At 64.4% G+C, this 20,111-nt stretch carries 26 protein-coding genes; 11 read left to right on the top strand and 15 right to left on the bottom strand.

What is annotated here, in order from left to right:
- Nucleotides 1-3: 3 nt before the first annotated feature.
- Complete coding sequence (locus tag ACXI0U_RS02590; protein ID WP_479549690.1) at nt 4-732, top strand: DUF4198 domain-containing protein; 729 nt, start codon at nt 4-6, stop codon at nt 730-732.
- Nucleotides 733-803: 71 nt separating this feature from the next.
- Here the strand turns inward: ACXI0U_RS02590 and hisC are convergent, their stop codons facing one another.
- The 10 genes from hisC to ACXI0U_RS02540 all read right to left on the bottom strand — a co-directional run bounded on the left by hisC (nt 804) and on the right by ACXI0U_RS02540 (nt 8,684).
- Nucleotides 804-1,856 (bottom strand): histidinol-phosphate transaminase, encoded by a 1,053-nt coding sequence (hisC, locus tag ACXI0U_RS02585; protein ID WP_479549689.1) that lies wholly within the window; start codon nt 1,854-1,856, stop codon nt 804-806.
- Nucleotides 1,857-1,858: 2 nt separating this feature from the next.
- The gene (hisD, locus tag ACXI0U_RS02580) at nt 1,859-3,172 is read right to left on the bottom strand and encodes a histidinol dehydrogenase (protein ID WP_479549688.1); all 1,314 of its coding nucleotides are present in this window, start codon (nt 3,170-3,172) and stop codon (nt 1,859-1,861) included.
- Between the two features lie 119 nt (nt 3,173-3,291).
- Nucleotides 3,292-3,927 (bottom strand): ATP phosphoribosyltransferase, encoded by a 636-nt coding sequence (gene hisG, locus ACXI0U_RS02575; protein WP_021217846.1) that lies wholly within the window; start codon nt 3,925-3,927, stop codon nt 3,292-3,294.
- A gap of 85 nt (nt 3,928-4,012) precedes the next feature.
- Nucleotides 4,013-5,278 carry a UDP-N-acetylglucosamine 1-carboxyvinyltransferase gene (murA, locus tag ACXI0U_RS02570; protein ID WP_479549687.1) on the bottom strand — a complete coding sequence of 422 codons (1,266 nt, stop codon included), beginning with the start codon at nt 5,276-5,278 and terminating at the stop codon, nt 4,013-4,015.
- A 23-nt stretch (nt 5,279-5,301) separates the two neighbouring features.
- Nucleotides 5,302-5,541, bottom strand: coding sequence for a BolA family protein (locus ACXI0U_RS02565; protein WP_021217844.1), 240 nt, complete (start codon nt 5,539-5,541; stop codon nt 5,302-5,304).
- Between the two features lie 109 nt (nt 5,542-5,650).
- Nucleotides 5,651-5,959 (bottom strand): STAS domain-containing protein, encoded by a 309-nt coding sequence (locus ACXI0U_RS02560; RefSeq protein ID WP_021217843.1) that lies wholly within the window; start codon nt 5,957-5,959, stop codon nt 5,651-5,653.
- Nucleotides 5,952-6,599: an MlaC/ttg2D family ABC transporter substrate-binding protein gene (locus ACXI0U_RS02555; RefSeq protein WP_043241520.1), complete on the bottom strand. Its 648-nt coding sequence runs from the start codon at nt 6,597-6,599 to the stop codon at nt 5,952-5,954. Before ACXI0U_RS02555 ends, ACXI0U_RS02560 begins: the two co-directional genes overlap by 8 nt.
- Nucleotides 6,600-6,610: 11 nt before the next feature.
- Nucleotides 6,611-7,078, bottom strand: a complete 468-nt coding sequence (mlaD, locus tag ACXI0U_RS02550; RefSeq protein ID WP_021217841.1) for an outer membrane lipid asymmetry maintenance protein MlaD — start codon at nt 7,076-7,078, stop codon at nt 6,611-6,613.
- Nucleotides 7,078-7,875: a lipid asymmetry maintenance ABC transporter permease subunit MlaE gene (gene mlaE / locus ACXI0U_RS02545; RefSeq protein WP_021217840.1), complete on the bottom strand. Its 798-nt coding sequence runs from the start codon at nt 7,873-7,875 to the stop codon at nt 7,078-7,080. Before mlaE ends, mlaD begins: the two co-directional genes overlap by 1 nt.
- Nucleotides 7,875-8,684: an ATP-binding cassette domain-containing protein gene (locus tag ACXI0U_RS02540; protein WP_021217839.1), complete on the bottom strand. Its 810-nt coding sequence runs from the start codon at nt 8,682-8,684 to the stop codon at nt 7,875-7,877. The genes mlaE and ACXI0U_RS02540 overlap by 1 nt, the downstream gene beginning before the upstream one ends.
- Nucleotides 8,685-8,928: 244 nt before the next feature.
- Here ACXI0U_RS02540 and ACXI0U_RS02535 point away from each other — a divergent pair, with 244 nt between their 5' ends.
- From ACXI0U_RS02535 to ACXI0U_RS02490, 10 genes are all read left to right on the top strand, one after another.
- On the top strand, nt 8,929-9,903 hold the full coding sequence (locus ACXI0U_RS02535) for a KpsF/GutQ family sugar-phosphate isomerase (RefSeq protein ID WP_021217838.1): 975 nt from the start codon (nt 8,929-8,931) through the stop codon (nt 9,901-9,903).
- Nucleotides 9,904-10,428, top strand: coding sequence for a KdsC family phosphatase (locus ACXI0U_RS02530; RefSeq protein ID WP_021217837.1), 525 nt, complete (start codon nt 9,904-9,906; stop codon nt 10,426-10,428).
- Nucleotides 10,429-10,436: 8 nt separating this feature from the next.
- Nucleotides 10,437-11,009: an LPS export ABC transporter periplasmic protein LptC gene (lptC, locus tag ACXI0U_RS02525; protein WP_043241479.1), complete on the top strand. Its 573-nt coding sequence runs from the start codon at nt 10,437-10,439 to the stop codon at nt 11,007-11,009.
- Entirely contained in the window at nt 10,996-11,541 is a 546-nt protein-coding gene (gene lptA, locus ACXI0U_RS02520) for a lipopolysaccharide transport periplasmic protein LptA (RefSeq protein ID WP_021217835.1), read from the top strand. The genes lptC and lptA overlap by 14 nt, the downstream gene beginning before the upstream one ends.
- Complete coding sequence (gene lptB / locus ACXI0U_RS02515; RefSeq protein WP_021217834.1) at nt 11,541-12,266, top strand: LPS export ABC transporter ATP-binding protein; 726 nt, start codon at nt 11,541-11,543, stop codon at nt 12,264-12,266. The genes lptA and lptB overlap by 1 nt, the downstream gene beginning before the upstream one ends.
- A 143-nt stretch (nt 12,267-12,409) precedes the next feature.
- Nucleotides 12,410-13,909 carry an RNA polymerase factor sigma-54 gene (locus tag ACXI0U_RS02510; RefSeq protein WP_031287164.1) on the top strand — a complete coding sequence of 500 codons (1,500 nt, stop codon included), beginning with the start codon at nt 12,410-12,412 and terminating at the stop codon, nt 13,907-13,909.
- Between the two features lie 82 nt (nt 13,910-13,991).
- Entirely contained in the window at nt 13,992-14,300 is a 309-nt protein-coding gene (gene hpf / locus ACXI0U_RS02505) for a ribosome hibernation-promoting factor, HPF/YfiA family (RefSeq protein WP_263400541.1), read from the top strand.
- A 13-nt stretch (nt 14,301-14,313) separates the two neighbouring features.
- Entirely contained in the window at nt 14,314-14,778 is a 465-nt protein-coding gene (gene ptsN, locus ACXI0U_RS02500; RefSeq protein WP_021217831.1) for a PTS IIA-like nitrogen regulatory protein PtsN, read from the top strand.
- Between the two features lie 9 nt (nt 14,779-14,787).
- Nucleotides 14,788-15,645, top strand: a complete 858-nt coding sequence (rapZ, locus tag ACXI0U_RS02495; RefSeq protein ID WP_021217830.1) for an RNase adapter RapZ — start codon at nt 14,788-14,790, stop codon at nt 15,643-15,645.
- 15 nt (nt 15,646-15,660) lie between these two features.
- Nucleotides 15,661-15,933 carry an HPr family phosphocarrier protein gene (locus ACXI0U_RS02490; protein WP_263400543.1) on the top strand — a complete coding sequence of 91 codons (273 nt, stop codon included), beginning with the start codon at nt 15,661-15,663 and terminating at the stop codon, nt 15,931-15,933.
- 94 nt (nt 15,934-16,027) lie between these two features.
- On the opposite strand, the gene ACXI0U_RS02485 is transcribed toward ACXI0U_RS02490, so the two are convergent.
- The 5 genes from ACXI0U_RS02485 to ACXI0U_RS02465 form a co-directional block, all read right to left on the bottom strand.
- A complete protein-coding gene (locus ACXI0U_RS02485; RefSeq protein WP_031287154.1) occupies nt 16,028-16,915 on the bottom strand; it encodes a ZIP family metal transporter in 888 nt (295 codons plus the stop codon).
- A gap of 65 nt (nt 16,916-16,980) precedes the next feature.
- Complete coding sequence (locus ACXI0U_RS02480) at nt 16,981-17,592, bottom strand: superoxide dismutase (protein WP_479549686.1); 612 nt, start codon at nt 17,590-17,592, stop codon at nt 16,981-16,983.
- 14 nt (nt 17,593-17,606) lie between these two features.
- Nucleotides 17,607-18,053, bottom strand: a complete 447-nt coding sequence (locus tag ACXI0U_RS02475; RefSeq protein ID WP_021217777.1) for a tetratricopeptide repeat protein — start codon at nt 18,051-18,053, stop codon at nt 17,607-17,609.
- 54 nt (nt 18,054-18,107) lie between these two features.
- Nucleotides 18,108-19,484: a class II fumarate hydratase FumC gene (fumC, locus tag ACXI0U_RS02470; protein WP_479549685.1), complete on the bottom strand. Its 1,377-nt coding sequence runs from the start codon at nt 19,482-19,484 to the stop codon at nt 18,108-18,110.
- Nucleotides 19,481-19,873, bottom strand: coding sequence for a FagA protein (locus ACXI0U_RS02465; protein ID WP_479549684.1), 393 nt, complete (start codon nt 19,871-19,873; stop codon nt 19,481-19,483). The genes fumC and ACXI0U_RS02465 overlap by 4 nt, the downstream gene beginning before the upstream one ends.
- Nucleotides 19,874-20,111 lie beyond the last annotated feature (238 nt).

The raw sequence follows: 20,111 nt of genomic DNA, 5'->3' as shown, positions 1-20,111 counted from the left end.
CCCATGCGACTCCACAGCAAACTGCTGCTCACCGCCGCCCTCGGCGCCCTCCTCGCCGGCCAGGCCCAGGCCCACGGCCTCTGGACCGAACAGCGTCGCGGCAACATCGAAGTCATCTACGGGCACGGCGCCGAGGACGACGCCTTCAAGGCCGAGAAGGTCAGCGGCGCCTGGGCCTACGACAAGGCCGCCCGGATGATCCCGGTCACCGTCCAGCGCCTCGAGGACCACGCCCGCCTGCAGCCGATGAAGCCACCGGCCAGCCTGGCCGTGGCGCTGGACAACGGCGCCTGGTCACAGACCGCCGACAAGCAGTGGATCAACAAGGGCCGCGATCAGGTGAAGGGCGCTGTCGCCTCCATCCACACCTGGAAGTACAGCCTCGCGGTCTACCAGGAAGGCGCCAAGCTGCCGGCACTGGAGCGCGTGCGCCTGGTCATCGTGCCGCAGGTCGACCCGCTCGCCGTCGGCCCCGGCAAGCCGCTGCCGGTGCAGGTGCTGCTGGACGGCAAGCCCGCAGCCGGCATTCAGCTGTACGCCGACTACCGCAGCGACCCGCATACCGTCAGCGCCACCACCGACGCCCAGGGCAAGGCCAAGGTGCTGGTACGCAACGCCGGCCTCAACGTGATCGCCGCACAGACGACGCTGAAGACCGACAAGGACCCGGAAGCCGAGGAGCACGGCTTCTTCACCTCGCTGACCTTCGTTGGCGAGGCCCATCACGAGTGATCGGCCACCCTTGAGCCATGAAAAAGCCGAGGCGGTTTCCCGTCTCGGCTTTTTGGTTCACGCCTCAGGAATCAGGCGGCGTCGAGCGCATCCAGCAACGCCTGGTTCTGCTCCGGCGTGCCGATGGTAATGCGCAGGAACTGGGCGATGCGTTCCTGCTTGAAGTGACGCACGATCACGCCCTTCTCGCGCAGGCCGGCAGCGATGCCCGCCGCATCCTTGCCCGGGTGACGGGCGAAGATGAAGTTGGCCGCCGAAGGCAGCACCTCGAAGCCGCGCTTTTCCAGTTCGCTCACCACCCGTTCGCGGCTGACGATAACCTTGGCGCAGGTTTGCTCGAACCACTCGCGGTCCTCGAACGCCGCAGCGGCGCCGACTATGGCCATGCGGTCCAGCGGGTAGGAGTTGAAGCTGTTCTTGATGCGCTCCAGGGCCTCGATCAGGCCCGGGTGCCCCACCGCCAGGCCGACGCGCAGGCCGGCCAGGGAGCGGGACTTGGACAGGGTCTGGGTGACCAGCAGGTTCGGATAGCGGTTCACCAGGGCGATGGCGCTCTGGCCGCCGAAATCGATATAGGCCTCGTCGACCACCACCACCGAATCCGGGCTGCCCTGCAGCAGCTTCTCCACCGCCTCTAGCGCCAGCAGGCAACCGGTGGGAGCGTTGGGGTTGGGGAAGATGATGCCGGCGTTGGGGCGCGCGTAGTCTTCGACGCGGATCTGGAACTGCTCGTCCAGCGGCAGCGCCTCGAAGGGGATGCCGTAGAGGCCGCAATAGACCGGGTAGAAGCTGTAGGTCACGTCCGGGAACAGCAGCGGGCGGCCGTGCTGGAACAGGCCGTGGAAGATGTGCGCCAGCACCTCGTCCGAGCCGTTGCCGACGAACACCTGGGCGGTCGTTACGCCGTAGTGCTCGGCGACCGCCTGCTTGAGGCGGTCGCTGTTCGGGTCCGGGTACAAGCGCAGGCTGTCACCCAGTTCCGCCTGCATGGCGGCGATGGCCTTCGGCGACGGCCCGTAGGGGTTCTCGTTGGTGTTCAGCTTCACCAGGTTGGCGATCTTCGGCTGCTCGCCCGGAACGTAGGGCACCAGGTCCTTGACGAAGGGGCTCCAGAATTTGCTCATCGTCATTCTCCCTTGATCCGGTATTCGGCGCTGCGGGCGTGGGCGGTCAGCGACTCGCCACGGGCCAGCACGGACGCGGTCTTGCCCAGCTCGGAGGCACCCTCTGCAGAGCAGAAGATGATCGACGAGCGCTTCTGGAAGTCATACACACCCAGCGGCGAGGAGAAACGCGCGGTGCCGGAGGTGGGCAGCACGTGGTTCGGGCCGGCGCAGTAGTCGCCCAGCGCCTCGGCGGTGTAACGGCCCATGAAGATGGCGCCGGCGTGGCGGATCTGCGGCAGCCAGGCTTGCGGGTCGGCGACCGACAGCTCCAGGTGCTCGGGGGCGATGCGGTTGGCGACGGTGATCGCCTGTTGCATGTCGGCGACCTGGATCAGCGCGCCACGACCGGAGAGGGAGGTGCGGATGATTTCGGCACGCTCCATGGTCGGCAGCAGCTTCTCGATGCTGGCGGCCACCTTGTCGAGGAACTCGGCATCGGGGCTGACCAGGATGGATTGGGCGTCTTCGTCGTGCTCGGCCTGGGAGAACAGGTCCATGGCGATCCAGTCCGGGTCGGTCTGGCCATCGCAAACGACGAGGATCTCGGAGGGGCCGGCGATCATGTCGATGCCGACCTGGCCGAAGACGTGGCGCTTGGCCGTGGCGACATAGATGTTGCCCGGGCCGACGATCTTGTCCACCTGGGGCACGCTCTCGGTGCCATAGGCCAGCGCGGCGACCGCCTGGGCCCCGCCGATGGTGAAGACACGGTCGACGCCGGCCACGCAGGCGGCGGCGAGGACGATCTCGTTGATCTCGCCACGGGGGGTCGGTACCACCATCACCACTTCGGCGACGCCGGCGACCTTGGCCGGGATGGCGTTCATCAGCACGGACGACGGGTAGGACGCCTTGCCGCCGGGCACGTACAGGCCGGCGCGGTCCAGCGGGGTGACCTGCTGGCCCAGCACGGTGCCGTCGGCCTCGGTGTAGGTCCAAGAATCCTGCTTCTGCTTCTCGTGGTAGAGGCGCACACGCTCGGCGGCGGTCTCCAGGGCCTTGCGCTGCTCGGCGGTGATGCGGGTCAGCGCCAGCTCCAGGCGCTCGCGCGGCAGGATCAGGTCGGCCATGGCGTCCACGGTCAAACCGTCGAAACGCTGGGTGAACTCGACCACGGCGGCATCGCCACGCTCACGCACGGCCTTGATGATGTCGAGTACGCGCTGGTTGACCGATTCGTCGGATACGCTTTCCCAGCTCAGCAGATGATCCAGATGACGGGCGAAGTCCGGATCAGCGGCATTGAGTCGGCGAACAGCGGTTTGAACGGTCATAGCGGGCCTCATTATTGGCAAATGCTCGGGCGCCGCTAGAGTAGCAAGCCCACCGTGCGGGCACCCGAGATTATTGGCTATGACACGGATAGGCGGGTGCGGCCGGAGCCGCACGGGTGTCAGTCGTGGTGTCGCGACTCGACGGCCTGGCGCAGGGTGTCGATCAGCGCCTGGATACGGGCGTGCTGCATCTTCATCGAGGCCTTGTTGACCACCAGGCGGGAGCTGATGGTGGCGATCATTTCCTGGGGCTCCAGGCCATTGGCACGGAGGGTATTGCCGGTGTCGACCACGTCGATGATCTTGTCGGCCAGGCCGACCAGCGGTGCCAGCTCCATGGAGCCGTAAAGCTTGATCACTTCGACCTGGCGGCCCTGCTCGGCGTAATAGCGCTTGGCGACGTTGACGAACTTGGTGGCCACGCGCAGACGGCCCTTGGGCTCGGGCACACCGATCGCGCCAGCGGTCATCAGCTTGCAGCGGGCAATGCGCAGGTCCAGGGGCTCGTACAGGCCCTGGCCACCGTACTCCATCAGCACATCCTTGCCGGCCACGCCGAGGTCTGCCGCGCCATGCTCGACATAGGTCGGCACGTCGGTGGCACGGACGATCAGCAGGCGCACGTCATCCTGGGTGGTGGGGATGATCAGCTTGCGGCTCTTGTCCGGATTCTCGGTGGGGACGATGCCCGCTTCCGCCAGCAGCGGCAGGGTGTCGTCGAGGATGCGGCCCTTGGATAACGCGATGGTGAGCATGGAACTGGATGTCCTTGGCTTCGGCCCTCTGCGGGCCCTTGAGGGAGCGTGCGGGCCGACCGCTGACGGTCGGCCCGAGCTTCACCTAACCCGGCACGCGGCGGATCTTGGCGCCGAGCAGCTGCAGTTTTTCCTCGATGCACTCGTAACCACGGTCGATGTGGTAGATGCGGTCGATCAGGGTGTCGCCCTCGGCAACCAGGCCGGCGATGACCAGGCTGGCCGAAGCCCGCAGGTCGGTGGCCATGACCGGAGCGCCCTTGAGCTGCGGAACGCCGGTGACGATGGCGGTGTTGCCCTCGACCAGGATCTGCGCGCCCATGCGGTTCATTTCGTAGACGTGCATGAAGCGGTTCTCGAACACCGTCTCAATGACCGCACCGGTGCCTTCGGCCACGGCGTTCATGGAAATGAACTGGGCCTGCATGTCGGTGGGGAACGCCGGGTACGGTGCAGTGCGCACGTTGACCGCTTTCGGGCGGTTGCCCTTCATGTCCAGCTCGATCCAGTTGTTGCCGGTGCTGATGTTGGCACCCGCCTCTTCCAGCTTCAGCAGCACGGATTCGAGGATGGTCGGATCGGTGTCCTTGAGCTTGACGCGGCCGCCGGTGGAGGCTGCGGCAACCAGGTAGGTGCCGGTCTCGATGCGGTCGGGCATCACGCTGTAACGCGCACCACCGAGGCGCTTCACGCCGTCGATGATGATGGTGTCGGTACCGGCACCCTGGATCTGCGCGCCCATGGCGATCAGGCAGTTGGCCAGGTCGACCACTTCCGGTTCACGTGCGGCGTTTTCCAGCACGGTACGGCCGTTGGCCAGGGTAGCGGCCATCATGATGTTCTCGGTACCGGTCACGCTGACGGTATCGAAGAAGAAGTGCGCGCCACGCAGGCCGCCGGCCGGAGCGCGAGCCTTGATGTAGCCGCCGTCGACGTCGATCAGCGCGCCCATGGCTTCGAGGCCACGGATGTGCAGGTCGACCGGGCGGGAACCGATGGCGCAGCCGCCGGGCAGGGCCACTTCGGCTTCACCGAAGCGCGCGACCATGGGGCCGAGCACCAGGATCGAGGCGCGCATGGTCTTCACCAGCTCATAGGGCGCGACCAGGGTCTTGATGGTGCTGGCGTCGACTTCGACGCTGAGCTTCTCGTCGATCACCGGCTGCACGCCCATGCGACCGAAGAGCTCGATCATGGTGGTGATGTCGTGCAGGTGCGGCAGGTTGCACACGGTGACCGGGGTATCGGCCAGCAGGGTGGCAGCGAGGATCGGCAGGGCCGAGTTCTTGGCGCCCGAAATGCGGATTTCGCCATCGAGGCGTTGGCCGCCGGTAATAATCAGTTTATCCATTTGGAATCTCGTCGCCCGTAGGCTCAGGAACGCTCGGCCCAGCCAGCGAGGCTGAAGAATTTCATGGTGACCGCGTGGATGCTGCCATTGGCGATCCAGGCGTTCAGATGGGCATAAACCTGCTGCTGGCGCTTGACCGGGCTCATGCCAGCCAGCTCGTCGCTGATCAGGTTCAACTGGAAATTGCAGCCTTCGCCTTCAACTTCCACCTGGGCTCCGGGCAGCTTAGCCTCCAGGAGGTTCTTCACTTCTACGGCCTGCATGCTCAACCTCAATCGGCGCCCTACGCGCGCGGGTCGGCCATGATACAAAAAAGCCCCCCGCCTGCGAACCCCGCGCGCGCAAGGTCAGACGGAGGGCTTTCGACTGTCTTCACACTTCCAGCGGCAGCAACTCGTCGAGCCCGGAGACGCCGGCGATCTGCCGCATGTCCTCGGGCAGCGCGCGGATGGTCAGCGTCTTGCCGGCCTTTCGCGCGTCGCGCATGAAGGCCAGCAACAGGGAAAGACCGACGCTGCTGGACTTCAACACGCCCGAACAATCGAGCACCAGGTCTGCCATGCCGTGTTCGCGAATCATCTTCGCGCCCGTCTCACGCAGCTCCGGCCCGCTACGGAAATCCAGCACGCCGGAGAGTTTCAGCTCCCCGGCGGTACCGGCTGTCAGTGCAGCTTCACTCATGACCGGCGGCCTTCTGGCCTTCCTCGGTCTGCTTGGCCTTGGCCACCACTTCGGCCCAGCCGTTGATGGTCTTGTCCAGGTCGTTGCCGTTCTTCTGCATGGTGTCGGCGAACTGGTCGCGGAACAGCTTGCCGATGTTGATGCCGTTGATGATGACGTTCCGCAGCATCCACTGGCCATCGATGTTGACCATGGTGTACGACACCGGATAGACGGTGCCCTTGCTGTCCTTCACTTCCATGCCGACGCTGGTGCGCTCCGGGTCTTCCTGCTTGCCGGGCAGCACGCGGATGTCCTGGTTGTCGTATTCCAGCAGGGCATTGCCATAGAACTGCATCAGGCTGCGCTTGAAGTTCTCCTGGAAGCGGGTCATCTGCTCCGGGGTGGCCTTGCGCGAGTACTTGACCGTCATGATGCTGCGGGAAATGCCGTCGGCATCCACCACCGGGCCGAGGATGTTGTTCAGCGAATCGTAGAAGGCACCGGGGTTGCTGCGGTACTGCTGCTTGTTGGCCTTGAGGTCGCTGAGCAGCTTGTCGGTGGTCTGCTGCACCACGTCGCGCGCGCTGGGCGCCGCGTTGGCCAGCAGGGGCAGCGCGGCGAGCAGAACCAGCAGGCCGTTACGCATTGCTTTGATCATGTCGAAGGTCCTCACTTGCTTTCCTTATTGACCGTATTGAGCAGGAACTTGCCGATCAGGTCTTCGAGCACCAGCGCGGACTGGGTGTCGCGGATGGTGCCGCCGTCCTTCAACAGCTGGTCGTCGCCGCCAACGCTGATACCGATGTACTTCTCGCCCAGCAGGCCGGCAGTGAGGATGGAAGCCGTGGAATCGGTCGGCAGGTTGTCGACGCGCTTTTCCAGCTCCATGGTGACCCTGCCGGTGTAGCTTTCGCGATCCAGGTCGATGGCGGTGACCTTGCCAATGGTCACACCGGCCATGGTCACTTTTGCTCTGACAGTCAAACCGGCGATATTGTCGAAGTGGGCATAAACTTTATAGGTTTCGCTGGCGCCGCCGACCGACAGGCCGCTCACCCGCAAAGCCAGCAGCAGCAGGGCGAGCAACCCGGCCAGCAGGAACAGGCCGACACCAATTTCCAGGGTGCGGATTTGCATCAGAAATCTCCAAACATCAAGGCGGTCAGGATGAAGTCGAGCCCCAGCACGGCCAGCGAGGCATAGACCACGGTTTTAGTCGTTGCGCGGCTGATCCCTTCGGAGGTCGGCTCGCAGTCGTAACCCTGGAACACGGCGATCCAGGTCACCACGAAGGCGAAGACCATGCTTTTCAGCACGCCGTTCAGCACGTCTTCGGTGAATTCGACACTGTTCTGCATATTGGCCCAGAAAGAGCCATCGTAAACACCCAGCCAATCGACGGCGACCATCGCGCCGCCCCAGATGCCCACCACGCTGAAGATCATCGCCAGCAACGGCATGGAAATGAACCCGGCCCAGAGACGCGGGGCGATGATGTACTTGAGCGGGTCGACACCGATCATCTCCAGGCTGGAGAGTTGCTCGGTGGACTTCATGTTGCCGATCTCGGCCGCCAGGGCGGAGCCTGCACGACCGGCGAACAGCAGCGCGGTGACCACCGGGCCGAGCTCACGCAGCAAGGTCAGGGCAACCATCTGCCCGACCGCCTGCTCGGAGCCGTATTCCACCAGGATGTTGTAGCCCTGCAGGGCCAGCACCATGCCGATGAAGACACCGGATACGACGATGATCGGCAGCGACAGCACGCCGACGAAATACAGTTGTTTGATCAGCAGCTGGAATCCAGCCCCGGTGCCGGTGCGCCCGAACATGGCACGCAACAGGAACAGGGTGGAGCGGCCCAGCGCTTCGACCACGTCCAGGCCGGCGCGCCCGAGCAGGCGGATGCGCTCGAGCGGAGACTTCTTGCGCATCAACGCTCTCCCAGCAAATCGTTGCGGTAATCGGGTGCCGGGAAGTGGAAGGGGACCGGCCCGTCGGGAATGCCTTTCATGAACTGGCGGATCCTCGGGTTATCCGACTCCATCAACTCTTTGGGGGTGCCCTGCCCCAGCACCTGGGCATCGCCGACCACGTAAAGATAGTCAGCGATGCTGGCGGTCTCCGCCAGGTCGTGGGAGACCACGATGCTGGTGATGCCCAGGGCATCGTTGAGCAGGCGAATCAAACGCACCAGCACGCCCATGGCAATGGGGTCCTGGCCGACGAAAGGCTCGTCGTACATGAGGATTTGCGGGTCGAGGGCAATGGCCCGGGCCAAAGCCACGCGACGCTTCATACCGCCGGAGAGTTCATCCGGCATCAGCTCGATGGCGCCACGCAGGCCAACCGCCTGCAGCTTCATCAGGACAATGTCTCGAATCATTTCCTCGGGCAGCTTGGTGTGCACCCGCAGGGGAAAGGCGACGTTCTCGAACACATCGAGGTCAGTGAACAGCGCGCCGCTCTGGAACAGCACACCGAACTGCTTGCGCATGTCGAAGAGGTCGGCCCGGGAAAGCTTCGGCAGGTTCTGGCCATTGACCCAGACTTCGCCGGCCGCAGGCTTGAGCTGAGCGGCGATGAGGCGCAACAGGGTGGTCTTGCCGCAGCCGGACGGCCCCATGATCCCGGTGACCTTGCCGCGCGGGATGCGGATATCGACATTCTGAAAAATACTGCGTGTGCCGCGCTTGAAGGTGACGCCCTTCAACTCCACGGCGTAAGCGTTATCAGCGCTCATCTGTACTCCTTGCGATGCGGCCATCCCTGCAGAAGACGTCGTCTCCAGCGGCCGGGACACGATGCCTGAGGGGGGGCCGAACAGGCGGCGAACTATAGCATCGCAGCACTATGCCACCCAAGGCCGCGCCAGCCATTGTTCAGGGCTGCGACAGGTTTCTCCTCGGCGGGATGCGATGGAGGGTGAGCGAACGACTCTTTGCCGGTATAATCCCCGCCTTTTCCTCGGCAACTGCACTCTCCACATGAGCCAGTCCAGCGATCTGATCCAATCCGCACACCGCACCATCCGCCTGGAACGTGAAGCCATCGACACCCTGCTCGGCAGGATCGACGACGACTTCGTCCGCGCCTGCGAGCTGATCCTCGCCTGCAAGGGCCGCGTCGTGGTGGTGGGCATGGGCAAGTCCGGCCATATCGGCAAGAAAGTCGCCGCCACCCTGGCCAGTACCGGTACGCCTGCGTTCTTCGTCCACCCGGCCGAAGCCAGCCATGGCGACATGGGCATGATCACGCCCGACGACGTCGTGCTGGCCCTGTCGAACTCCGGCTCCACCGCCGAGATCGTCACCCTGCTGCCGCTGATCAAGCGCCTGGGCATCACCCTGATCAGCATGACCGGCAACCCGCAGTCGCCGCTGGCCAAGGCTGCCGAAGCCAACCTCGACGCCCGCGTCGAGCACGAGGCCTGCCCGCTGAACCTGGCACCGACCTCCTCCACCACTGCATCGCTGGTCCTGGGCGACGCCCTGGCCATCGCCCTGCTGGAGGCCCGCGGCTTCACCGCCGAGGACTTCGCCTTCTCCCATCCCGGTGGTGCATTGGGCCGTCGACTGCTGCTGAAGGTGGAAAACATCATGCACGGCGGCGACCGGCTGCCTCGCGTCGAACGCGGCACCTCCCTGCGCGACGCCCTGCTGGAGATGACCCGCAAGGGCCTCGGCATGACCGCAGTACTGGAGAGCGACGGCAAGCTGGCCGGGATCTTCACCGACGGCGACCTGCGCCGCACCCTGGACAAGGGCGTGGACGTCCGCCAGGCCAGCATCGACGAAGTCATGACGGTCCACGGCAAGACCGTGCGCCCCGACATGCTCGCCGCCGAGGCGCTGAAGATCATGGACGACCACAAGATCAACGTGCTGGTGGTGGTGGACGACAGCGACACCCCCATCGGTGCCCTGCACATCCACGACCTGACCCGCGCCGGAGTGATCTGAATGAGCGACGATCTGCTACAGCGCGCCAAGGCCATCCGCCTGGCGGTCTTCGACGTCGATGGCGTACTCACCGACGGCAAGCTCTACTTCCTGGTCGACGGCAGCGAGTTCAAGACCTTCAATACCCTGGACGGCCACGGTATCAAGATGCTGATCAATTCCGGGGTACGCACCGCGATCATCTCCGGCCGCAGCACTCCCGTGGTCGAGCGACGTGCCCGCAACCTGGGTATCCAGCACCTCTATCAGGGCCGCGAGGACAAGATGGTGGTACTCGATGAACTGCTGGCGGAGCTGGGCCTCGAATACGCACAGGTGGCCTACCTCGGCGACGACCTGCCCGACCTGCCGGTGATACGCCGGGTCGGCCTGGGCATGGCGGTGGCGAGCGCTGACGGCTTCGTCCGCCAGCACGCCCACGGCACCACCCAGGCACGTGGCGGCGAAGGTGCCGCCCGCGAGTTCTGCGAACTGATCATGCGAGCCCAGGGCAGCCTCGACGCTGCACAGGCCGCCTACCTCTAGGTCCGCCCATGTCGAAGAACTTTCGCCTCGCCCTGATCCTGATTCCGGTCGCCGCCCTGCTGATCGCCCTGGGCTACTGGAACATTCGCCCGGAAAGCTTCATGGAGCGCCAGACAACTGCCCCCGCAGACGAGAACGCCATCGACTTCTATGTGGTCAATGCCACCAGCGTGCAATATCAGGAAGACGGCAAGCGTCACTACGAGATGACCGCTGCCAAGCTCGAACACGTCAAATCGAGCGACACCACCCTGCTGACCAATCCCGACCTGCAGCTCTACCGCGGCACCGAGTTCCCGTGGCACGTACAGAGCGAGCGCGGCGAAGTCGGCCCAGAAGGTGAACAGGTGGAGCTGATCGACAAGGTCCGCGTGGAGCGCACCGACGCCAAGGGCCGACCAACCATTCTCACCACCAGCCGCCTGACCGTGTTCCCGGACAGGGAATATGCGGAAACCCAGCAAGCCGTTAGAATCGACGCCGCCAACGGGGTTACCACGGCACAAGGAATGAAAGCGTACTTGAATGACAGCAGGATGATCCTGCAGTCCAACGTAAGAGGCCAGCATGAGGTTCGTTAAAACCCTCCCCCTACTGCTCAGCCTGGGTGCCGCACTCGGAAGTGCCAGCGCCTGGGCGCTGCCCAGCGACCGCGATCAGCCGATCCGCGTCCAGGCGGACAGCGCCGAACTCGATGACAAGCAGGGCGTGGCGGTCTATCGCGGCGACGTGGTCATCACTCAGGGCACCCTGAAGATCACCGGCGACACCGTGACCATCACCCAGAACGCCCAGGGCGAGCTGGAAGTCTTCACCTCGGTGGGCAAGCCTGCCTACTACGAGCAGAAGCCTGCGGTGGACAAGCAGATCGTCAAGGCCTACGGCATGACCATCCAGTACTTCGCTGCCAACGAGCGCATCGTGCTGATCGACCAGGCCAAGGTGATCCAGGAAGGCAACACCTTCGAAGGCGAGAAGATCGTCTACGACACCCAGCGCCAGATCGTCAACGCAGGCCGCGCCACGGGCACCAACGTCGGCACTCCGCGTCCGCGCATCGACATGGTCATCCAGCCGAAGAAGAAAGAGCAGCAAGCGGGACAAGCAGAGTAATGGCGACCCTCAAAGCCCAGCACCTGGCGAAGAGCTACAAGAGCCGCCAGGTCGTCCGTGACGTCAGCCTGTCCATCGACAGCGGCCAGATCGTCGGCCTGCTCGGCCCCAACGGTGCCGGCAAGACCACCTGCTTCTACATGATCGTGGGCCTGGTGAAGGCCGATCAGGGGCGCGTGCTCATCGACCAGCAGGACGTCACCCACCAGCCCATGCACGGTCGCGCCCGCGCCGGTATCGGCTACCTGCCCCAGGAAGCCTCGATCTTCCGCAAGCTCAGCGTGGCCGACAACATCATGGCCATCCTCGAGACCCGCAAGGAGCTCGACCGCGCCGGTCGTCATCGCGAACTGGAGAGCCTGCTGCAGGAGTTCCACATCAGCCACATCCGCGACAGCATCGGCATGAGCCTGTCCGGTGGTGAGCGTCGTCGCGTGGAAATCGCCCGCGCCCTGGCCACCGCCCCCAAGTTCATCCTGCTCGACGAACCCTTTGCCGGTGTCGACCCGATTTCCGTGGGCGACATCAAACAGATCATCCATCACCTCAAGGCCAAGGGGATCGGCGTGCTGATCACCGACCACAACGTCCGCGAGACACTGGATATCTGCGAAACCGCCTACATCGTGAATGATGGCCAGCTCATCGCCGAAGGCAGTGCAGAAGAGATCCTGGCCAACCAACTGGTCAAGGAAGTCTACCTGGGGCACGAATTCCGCCTCTGACGGACCAGCCCTGCGCGCAAAATGTTGCGGGCAGTAGAAAAATCATTCAAGGTCAGGCATATAATTTGCTTCCTGGTGGCGCTTCGGCGCCCTGTAGTGGATGGCGCATGTGCGCCGGCGAATAAGGTGCTAAGCCCTCTGCCATGAAACCATCGCTAGTCCTGAAGATGGGCCAGCAGCTGACGATGACCCCGCAGCTGCAACAGGCCATTCGCCTACTCCAACTGTCCACCCTGGATCTGCAGCAGGAAATCCAGGAGGCCCTGGAGTCCAATCCCATGCTCGAACGCCAGGAGGAAGGAGAAGACTTCGACAACTCCGACCCCATGGCAGAAAGCGAGCAACTGCCCAACTCCGCCAGCCAGGAATCCAGCTTCCAGGAATCCAGCGTCCCCACTTCGGAGAGCGAAAGCCTCGAAGACGGCGAATGGCACGAACGCATCCCCAGCGAACTGCCCGTCGACACCGCCTGGGAAGACGTCTACCAGACCAGCGCCAGCAGCCTCCCCAGCTCCGATGACGACGAGTGGGACTTCACGTCCCGCACCTCGGTGGGCGAGAGCCTGCAAAGCCACCTGCTGTGGCAGCTGAACCTGGCCCCCATGTCCGATACCGATCGCCTGATCGGCGTCACCCTGATCGACTGCATCAACAATGACGGCTACCTGGAGGAAACCCTCGAGGAAGTCGTGGAAGCCTTCGACCCCGAGCTCGAGATCGAACTCGACGAGGTGGAAGTCGTCCTGCACCGCATCCAGCAATTCGAGCCCGCCGGCGTCGGCGCCCGCGACCTGCGCGAGTGCCTGCTCCTGCAACTGCGCCAACTGCCCGCCAAGACCCCATGGCTGAGCGAGGCGCAACGCCTGGCTGGCGACTATCTCGATGTTCTCGGCAGCCGCGACTACAGCCAGCTCATGCGCCGCATGAAGCTCAAGGAAGACGAGCTGCGCCAGGTGATCGAGCTGATCCAGGGCCTCAACCCCCGCCCCGGCTCGCAGATCGAAGCCAGCGAACCCGAGTACGTCGTGCCGGACGTCATCGTGCGCAAGCACAATGAACGCTGGCTGGTGGAACTGAACCAGGAAGCCGTCCCGCGCCTGCGCGTCAATCCGCACTACGCCGGCTTCGTCCGCCGTGCCGACTCCAGCGCCGACAACACCTTCATGCGCAATCAGCTGCAGGAAGCCCGCTGGTTCATCAAGAGCCTGCAAAGCCGCAACGAAACGCTGATGAAGGTCGCCACCCAGATCGTCGAGCACCAGCGCGGTTTCCTCGAGTACGGCGACGAGGCGATGAAGCCCCTCGTCCTGCACGACATCGCCGAGGCAGTGGGCATGCACGAGTCGACCATCTCACGCGTCACCACCCAGAAATTCATGCACACCCCGCGTGGCATATACGAACTGAAATACTTCTTCTCCAGCCACGTCAGCACCTCCGAAGGCGGTGAATGCTCGTCTACCGCCATCCGCGCGATCATCAAAAAACTGGTCGCTGCGGAAAATGCCAAAAAGCCGTTGAGCGACAGCAAGATCGCTGGTTTACTGGAAGCACAGGGTATCCAAGTGGCCCGCCGCACAGTCGCCAAGTACCGGGAATCCCTCGGGATAGCGCCTTCGAGCGAACGCAAGCGGCTGATGTGACGCGGATTGATCCACGCCAAAGTGTTCCGGTGGCAGGCCCGTTAGCCTGTCTCTTACACACGGGCAATAAGGAGAAAGCGGTATGCAAGTCAACATCAGTGGACATCAACTGGATGTGACCGACGCCCTGCGCGACTACGTTGTCGAGAAGTTCGACAAACTGGAGCGCCACTTCGACAAAATCACCAATGTGCAGGTGATCATGCAGGTGGAGAAACTGAAGCAGAAGATCGAAGCCACCCTGCACATCGCCGGTGGTGAGGTCGTAGCCAATGCGGAGCATGAAGACATGTACGCGGCCATCGACCTGCTCACCGACAAACTCGACCGTCAACTGATCAAACACAAGGAAAAGCAGCTGAACCGCCAGCAGGGCGCCACCGCCCGCTGACATTCCCCTTCCTATGATCCGACTTGAGCAAATCCTGACCCCCGGCCGTTCCCTCGTGAACGTGCCGGGCGGCAGCAAAAAACGTGTCTTGGAACAGATCGCCAACCTGGTTGCTCGCGAACTTCCCGACCTCGACTCGCAAGATATCTTCGAAAGCCTGGTCGCCCGGGAGAAACTCGGCTCGACAGGATTCGGCAACGGTATCGCCATCCCCCATTGCCGGCTTCCCGGCTGCACCGCGCCCATCAGCGCCGTGCTGCGCCTGGACGCCCCCGTGGACTTCGACGCCATCGACGGCGCCCCGGTGGACCTGCTCTTCGTGCTTCTGGTCCCCGAAGCCGCCACCGATGAACACCTGGAACTGCTCCGCCAGATCGCCAGCATGCTGGACCGCACCGAGGTGCGTGACCGCCTGCGTCAGACGCAGAGCAGCGACAGCCTGTACCAGGTGGTAGTGGACGTCCAGAACGGACGCTAGGACCTTGCCATGCGCCTGATCATCGTCAGCGGCCGTTCAGGCTCAGGCAAGAGCACCGCCCTCGACGTTCTCGAGGACAATGGCTTCTACTGCATCGACAACCTGCCCGCCGGCCTGCTCCCCGAACTGGCCGAGCGCGCGCTGCTGCAGACCGAGTTGCTGCACCCCCAGGTCGCCGTCTCCATCGACGCGCGCAACCTGCCCAGCCAGCTCAAGCGTTTTCCCGAACTCCTCGAAGAGGCCCGCGCCCGCCACATCCACTGCGATGTGCTGTACCTGGACGCGGATGACGAAACGCTACTCAAGCGCTTCTCGGAAACCCGCCGGCGCCACCCGCTGACCAACGAAGACCGCTCCCTCGCCGAGGCCATCCTCGACGAAGCCTCGTTGCTCGCCCCCATCGCCGACCTGGCTGACCTGAAGATCGACACCACCCACCTCAACCTGTACCAGCTGCGCGACAGCATCAAGCTGCGCCTGCTGAACAAGCCCGAGCCGGGAACCGCCTTCCTCGTCGAATCCTTCGGCTTCAAGCGCGGCATGCCGGTGGATGCGGACCTGGTGTTCGACGTGCGCTGCCTGCCCAACCCCTACTGGAAGCCCGAGCTGCGCGATAACTCAGGCCTGGACGCCAATGTCGCCGAATACCTGGCCGCGCAGCCGGATGTCGAGGAGATGTACCAGGACATCCTCGGCTACCTGAACAAATGGCTGCCGCGCTTCGCCGCCAGCAACCGCGCCTATGTCACTGTCGCCATCGGCTGCACCGGCGGTCACCACCGTTCCGTGTACCTCGCCGAACGCCTCGGCCAGGCACTCAAACCCAACCTGAAGAACGTCCAGGTTCGCCACCGCGACCTCAGTTAAAGGATCCCCGCCGCGATGCCAGCCTGTGAAATCACCATCATCAACAAACTGGGGCTGCATGCCCGCGCCGCGGCCAAGTTCGTTGGCGTCGCCGGGCGCTACCCCTGCCAGATTCGCGTAGGCCGCACCCCGGAAAGCCTGGTGGACGGCAAAAGCATCATGGCCGTGATGATGCTCGCCGCCGGCAAGGGCACCAACATTCACCTGCACACCGAAGGCGAGCAGGACGACGATGCGCTCAACGCACTGATCGAGTTGATCAACAATAGGTTTGACGAAGGCGAGTGACGGAAAGCCCGGTACAGATACCGGGCCCGAAAGAGCTGAAACGCTGAACCACCCCGCGACGCCTTCCCTGCGTCGCGACATGAGCACCGGCCGATCAGGCCAGCGCCGTATCCAGCACCATCATCAGGCAGAAGCCCGCGGCCAACCCCAGGCTCGCAGCAGTCTCATGCCCCTTGCGATGGCACTCCGGGATGATTTCGTGGGTCACCGCGAAGAGCATCGCCCCCGCTGCCAGGGCCAGGCCCCAGGGCAACAGCAACGCCGACACCTGCACCAGCCACGCACAAAGCAACGCGAACACCGGCTCCACCAGCCCGGACGCCGCGCCGATCAGCATCGCCTTGCCCCGGGACATCCCCGCCCCTGCCAACACCAGGGAAATGATCAGCCCTTCCGGCAGGTCCTGCAGCGCGATACCCAATGCCAGGCTGTCCGCGCCCGCCAACCCGGCGCCCGCCGCCACCCCCACCGCCATGCCTTCCGGGATGTTGTGCAGGACGATGGCAATGACGAACAGCAGGATGCGCGGTGCCAGCACCAGGCGGTCGGTACGGGTATCGACCTCGAGCTGCCGCTCCGGCAGCAGCCTGCCAAGGCCGAACAGTGCACTGGCCCCCAGCAGCAGGCCGAGGCTCATGAGGAAGCCTGCCGACCATTTGGAAAAGCCCAACTGGCCGGCTGCATCCAGCCCGGGGATCAACAGCGAGAACACCGTCGCCGCCAGCATCACACCGGCACCGAAGCCCAGCAGGGTGTCGGAGGTGCGTGCCGAGATGCTGCGCATGAACAGCACCGGCAAGGTGCCGACGGCCGTGCCCAACGCACACAGCGTGCCCGACTTCAGCGCATGCCAGAGATGAGGCTCCAGCGCACGCTCGGCAGCCAGTACCGCCTGCCAGGACAACAGCAGGCAGCCGACGAGCATCACGCAGAGGCCAAGAACCTGGCGCAGGGAAAGCCCGCTGGGTAATAGAGAAGACATGGGACCCCGGCTGGGCGGGTGCAGGCGCCCGTCGGCGCCCAGGCTGTGCAGGTCGGGCTCAGGCATCAGGCCATCGCCTCTCGGTATCGACGGTCCACTTCGGCCCAGTCGATGACATTGTAGAAAGCGCCGATGTATTCGGGACGACGGTTCTGGTAGCGCAGGTAATAGGCGTGCTCCCACACATCCAGCCCGAGGATCGGCACGTTGCCATTCATCAGCGGGCTGTCCTGGTTACCGCTGCTCTCCACCACCAGGCGCTTGTCCGGCGTCACGCTGAGCCAGGCCCAGCCGCTGCCGAAGCGGGTCAGCGCCGCCTTGGTGAAGGCCTCCTTGAAGGCCGCGAAGCCGCCCAGCTCCGCCTCGATGGCCGCACGCACGGTGCCATGGGGCTCCCCACCGCCAGTGGGCGACATCACCGTCCAGAACAGCGAATGGTTGGCGTGCCCGCCGCCGTTGTTGATCACCGCGCCGCGCAGTTGCTCGGGCACCTCCGCCAGGCGCTGCAGCAACGACTCCACCGGCAGCTGGCCGAGGGGGTTGCCCTCCAGGGCTGCATTGAGGTTGTTGATGTAGGTCTGGTGGTGCTTGCTGTGGTGGATTTCCATGGTCTGCGCATCGATGTGCGGTTCCAGGGCGTCGTAGTCATAGGTGAGGACGGGCAGGCTGTAGGTCATGGTCGGTTCCTTGTTCAATGGTAGTAGCGGCTGCCGGAGGTGCTCGGCAGGGCTCGCGAAGAATGGCCAGGCACGATGCCGAGCAGGCGATCGGTACGGGGATAGGCGCCGTGCTCCTGGATGAACTGCAACAGGCTGCTGTAGGTGCAGCGGCTATGGCGCAGGGCAACGTCGCGCAGCGCCTCGGGCAGGCTAGTGTCACGCAGCACCTGCAGCAGGCGCTCGTGGCAGGTGCAGAGATTCTCCGCCGTCTCCTCCGGCTGGCCGAGCATCAGGTGCAGGTCGGCCAGGTTGTGGTGGGAGACCACGAACGCGGCCACCGCCTGGTCCGCATCCGGCCACCGCTCCAGCAGCATCTGCGCCTGGGCCAGGGCCTGCAGGTAAAGCTCCCGCGCCTCGATCCAGTCACCGCTGTGGAAGCTGCGGTTGCCAGCCTCGATGGTTCGTTTCCAGTACTCCATCGGCCACCTCCAGGTGGGCGAAGGGTGCCGCCGTGGCAGCACCCGGTGTCGCGGCTAGAGGCCGCCCTCGGTGAGTTTTTCCGGGTCGAGCAGCTTCTCCAGCTCCGCGCGGCTCAGCTCGGTGTTCTCCTGCGCCACATCGATCACCGGGCGCCCCTCGCGGTACGCCTGCTTGGCGATCTCGGCGGCCTTGAGGTAGCCGATGATGGGGTTCAGCGCGGTGACCAGAATCGGGTTGCGCGACAGCGCTTCGTTCAGCTTCGGCTGGTTGACCTTGAAGCTCGCCACCGCACGGTCGGCCAGCAGCAGGCTGCTGCTCGACAGCAGCTGGACGCTGTTCAACAGGTTGTGGGCGATCACCGGCAGCATCACGTTCAGCTCGAAGTTGCCCGACTGGCCGGCAACGGTGATGGCCGCGTCATTGCCGATCACCTGGGCGGCGACCATCGCCGTGGCCTCGGGGATCACCGGGTTGACCTTGCCCGGCATGATCGAGGAGCCCGGCTGCAGGGCCTCCAGCTCGATCTCGGCCAGGCCGGCCAGCGGGCCGGAGTTCATCCAGCGCAGGTCGTTGGCGATCTTAATCAGGGTCACTGCCACCGTTTTCAGCTGGCCGGACAGGGCCACGGCGGTGTCCTGGGAGCCGATCAGGGCGAAGAAGTTGTTGCCCGGGGTGAACTGCAAGCCGGTGAGCAGGTTCAGCTCCACGCAGAAACGCTCGGCGAAGCGCGGATGGGCGTTGATCCCGGTGCCGACCGCGGTGCCGCCCTGGGCCAGTTGCTGCAGGCTCGGCATCAGCGCACGCAGGTGCTCGATATTGCTCTGCACCTGCTGGGCCCAGCCGTCCAGCACCTGGCTCATGCGCACCGGCATGGCGTCCATCAGGTGGGTGCGGCCGGTCTTTACATAGGGGCGTACTTCCAGGGACTTCTCGCAGAGCACCTTGAGCAGGTGGCCGAGGGCGGGCAGCAGTTGCTCGCTCACCTCGATGGCCGCGCTGGCATGGATGCTCGACGGGATGATGTCGTTGCTGCTCTGCCCGCAGTTGACGTGGTCGTTGGGGCTGACCTTCTCCGCCAGCAGGCGGCTGGCCAGGGTGGCGATCACCTCGTTGGCGTTCATGTTCGAGCTGGTGCCGGAGCCGGTCTGGAACACGTCCACCGGGAAGTGGGTCATGAAGTCGCCCGCCAGCAATTCCTGGCAGGCGCTGACGATGGCGTCGCCCATGGCCGGGCTGATCTGCTCCAGGTCGACGTTGGCCCGTGCGGCAGCAGCCTTGGCGAGGATCAGTGCACGAATGAAAGCTGCCGGCATGCGCTGGCCGGAGACCGGGAAGTTGTTCACCGCCCGCTGGGTCTGCGCGCCGTACAGCGCCTTGGCCGGGACTGCCAGTTCGCCCATGCTGTCGCGTTCGATTCGGGTATCAGTCACGCTGTATTTCCTTCTTCCGGTTCGATGTAGCTCAGGGATGGCGCCAGGCGCAGGGTCGCCAGGCGCCACTGCAGGCCGAGCAGGCGCTGGCGTCGCAACGGATCGCGAGCTAGCTGGCGCAAGGACTGCAGGGGTAGATAGGCGTGGTCGAGGCACAAGCAGCGCCAGTGCCAGGGCAAGGCGCGGTCGGTGGCGCTGTCCAGCAGCAGTTGGAAGCTGCCTTCGAAAATGCGCCAGGGCGGCAGGTCGTGGTGCACGACCAACTCGTGGCCATCGTTGAGGAAGCGCGTCAGCAAGCGCGGGTCGTCCGGCGCCAGGGCGCAGCGGATGCGCTGGCCAAGCCAGCGCCAATCGGAGCATGCCTGGGGTTCGTCGAGACGGGGCCGCACTGCGAATCCTCAAATAGTAAGCATTCGCGTTTGAGAATAATAAACATTACTCGCACTTGCAAAGTGAAAGTACGTCAGAGGCGGCCCCGCCTCACGTCAGCGGACGCAATCCATGCGGTAACGGCTGGCAGATAGGTTGCAAAAACATCCAACAGCGCCGATCTCCGGAGCGCATGAAAGTCGCGTCGTCGAGCGTGGCGGGCCATCGGTGCGGGAAAAACACCCATAAAAAAACGCG

The sequence above is a fragment of the Pseudomonas sp. C9D1 genome, from assembly GCF_056491235.1.
The sequence above is the reverse complement of the archived record's forward strand: the minus strand, read 5'-3'. Positions and strand labels throughout refer to the sequence as shown.